3 protein-coding genes are annotated in these 2337 nt (G+C 60.7%); all 3 read right to left on the reverse strand.

From position 1 onward, the window contains the following. Positions 1–1002, reverse strand: a 1002-nt coding sequence (locus QYL93_RS31775) for a protein rep (protein ID WP_305747421.1), incomplete at its 3' end; no start/stop codon positions are given. 246 nt (positions 1003–1248) lie between these two features. Further along, positions 1249–1512, reverse strand: coding sequence for a hypothetical protein (locus tag QYL93_RS31780; RefSeq protein ID WP_305747422.1), 264 nt, complete (start codon positions 1510–1512; stop codon positions 1249–1251). A gap of 3 nt (positions 1513–1515) precedes the next feature. Next, a complete protein-coding gene (locus QYL93_RS31785) occupies positions 1516–1998 on the reverse strand; it encodes a hypothetical protein (protein ID WP_305747423.1) in 483 nt (160 codons plus the stop codon). Between the last annotated feature and the right edge of the window lie 339 nt (positions 1999–2337).

Here is a 2337-nt window from a genome sequence, read left to right on the forward strand (position 1 = left end):
GCCCCTTCGCTCATCGGTGAAGGGGAAGCCTAGGTAACCCGGTTTGCGGGCCTTCTTGGGCTCCTGGACGCCTTCGGCGACCCTTTCCAGCGTGTAGCCGCCGGCCCTGGTGTAGCGGTAGAGCATGTCCATGAAGGGGAGGCCGGCCAGGTGGCTGGAATCGTCGGTGAGCTCGTCGGGAACATCGACCCCACGAAAGCAGCCAGCGCTGGCGAGGAGGCGCTTTCCCTTGAGCGTTTCCCATGCGTGGACCGTGTCGGCTGGCTCCTGATCGCTGAATTTCACGGCGTATTTGAAGACCTCGATGAAGCCTGAAACGGGGTCCTCCTGGCTGATCGGTCGCACGTCCACGATGAACGAATCGCCTGTGATGTCGTGCCACTCGCCGGCGAGCTGGACCGCATCGGGCTGGACCTCTGCGAGCGCGATCATGTGCAAATGCGGGTGCCACACACCCGAGCCGGTGCCGCGTTTCACCTCGTAGGACCACACAGCGCCCTCTACCTGGTCGAGCACAGATCCGCGGCGGCGGTGCTTGCGCATCCATAGCTCGCGCTGGCTGTCGTGCAGGTGCTTGAAGCGCTCTGCCAGGTCGTCGCCGTCCTTCACGGTGAGCGTGACCAGGTAGGGCTGCAGCCGGGGGTTTTGCAGATTGATCGCCTTCCACCTGGCCAGGTACGCAGCGAGCGCTTTTGCGCCCCGCCTGATCGCGCAGAGAGGGCAGAGCAGGTGCTTTTTGCAGAACTGGGCCGCGTGCAGCTTCACCTGGTCAACGGTGTGGAAATGGCGAAACAGGAGGTAGTCGCCGCACCCCTGGACCTTTGAGGCCATGGCTTGATGCTTGGTCGACGCGGCCATATACTCCGCTATGTCGAGAGCGCTTTTTCTTGCTTTGCCGTAACGTTCAACCCTCTTGGGTAGTGCCTCGATATCTCCCTGAACCCCGATTTCAGCTGCAACTGAGTCGGGGTTTTCCTTTTGGTCAGGCTGTTTTCGCTCCATTGGCGGCCCTCCCTTCGATCAGCCCTGAGGACCACGCCCAGGCTTCCGACGTCATAGGCGGATAGGGGCAAATGGCCATGGAAAGCAGGCCGTCCTGGTAGCCCTGTTGCCAGGCATGCGCCGGCATCTCCAAAGTGCCCGGAACCCGCATGGATACTGGCTTGGAGCAATTGTTTCTATGTATCAAGTTCAGGGACCCGCTGCGCGCACCCCCTCGCTGCGCGCCTTCGGTGCTCGCTCCGGGCTTCACGCTGCGGCCCCCTCGAACACGAATCCGATTGCTGCATTACCAGGTGCCCAGGCACGCACAGGCAGGTTGACCTGGTCGCCGATCTTGCTGGGGTAGTCGGCCAGGTCGGGAACGGTGATGGTGTCCATCTTGACCAGGCCGCGCCCGTCGATGGTTTCAACCTGCAGGACGTTCCGCAGGGGAATGACCTCGCCGGTTTTCTTGTTGGTGCCACCGCCGAGGGTGGTGGCTGCGCGCAGGATGCCTTGAAGAATCAACATGATTCAGTCCCCCGACGACACGCGGGCCGTTGTGTTTGAGATCAGCTCGGCAAGCTCCTCGATGGTCTGTTTATCGAGGTTGGCGAGCACGTTTTCAGGCAGCGTTTCACGCACGGAATCGACTGCCAGGTCGAGCAGCTCGATAGCCATTGCATTGCGCGATTTCTTGCCGATCTTTGCCATTGCATCGACCTGGGCCAGCAGGTGTTCGGGGATGCGCAAGAGCACTGGGCGCGCTGCAGAGACGTAATGGCTCTCCCCTGTTCCAGCCAGGTTGGAGGCAATCATTTGTGCCTTGGTGGCTTGAGGAACAGGGATGCTGGTGACCTTGCTCACCCGCGATCGCGGGGCCTTCTTGAGAACTGCACTCATGGGATTCCTTTCTTGCGGCGAAACTGCCGCGCAAGAAAATGATATCACCACGCTTGCAGCGATGGAAAATGAATCGAAATGATTCAAGATGAAGCAGAGCACGAAAGGGAGCATGTGACCTCCTGGGTTTAGAGGTCTCCGATGTTGTTGTCACGACTCGATTTCGAGAAACCCTATACAGGTTTTCAGGGCGCGCAGGGCAGGGCAGCAGGCGCAAAAAAACCCCGCCACGCGGGATGCATGGCGGGGTGTGAAATGCCCCGGTCGGCCAGTCAGAAAGTGAAAAAGGTACTGGCATGTTGACCCGGGCGCGCTGGTGACTTCGGTGGTCCCAGTGCCGGGCACGTCGCGCGGGGCAGGTTGACCTGGTCAGGGGGGGATCATCTTCGGCCCCGGAACGATGCCCAGGAGGTCCAAACGCTCGATGTAAAGCCGTCTAAACGCCTCATAGAG

The organism is Acidovorax sp. A1169, from assembly GCF_030704685.1.
GTDB lineage: Bacteria > Pseudomonadota > Gammaproteobacteria > Burkholderiales > Burkholderiaceae_C > Acidovorax.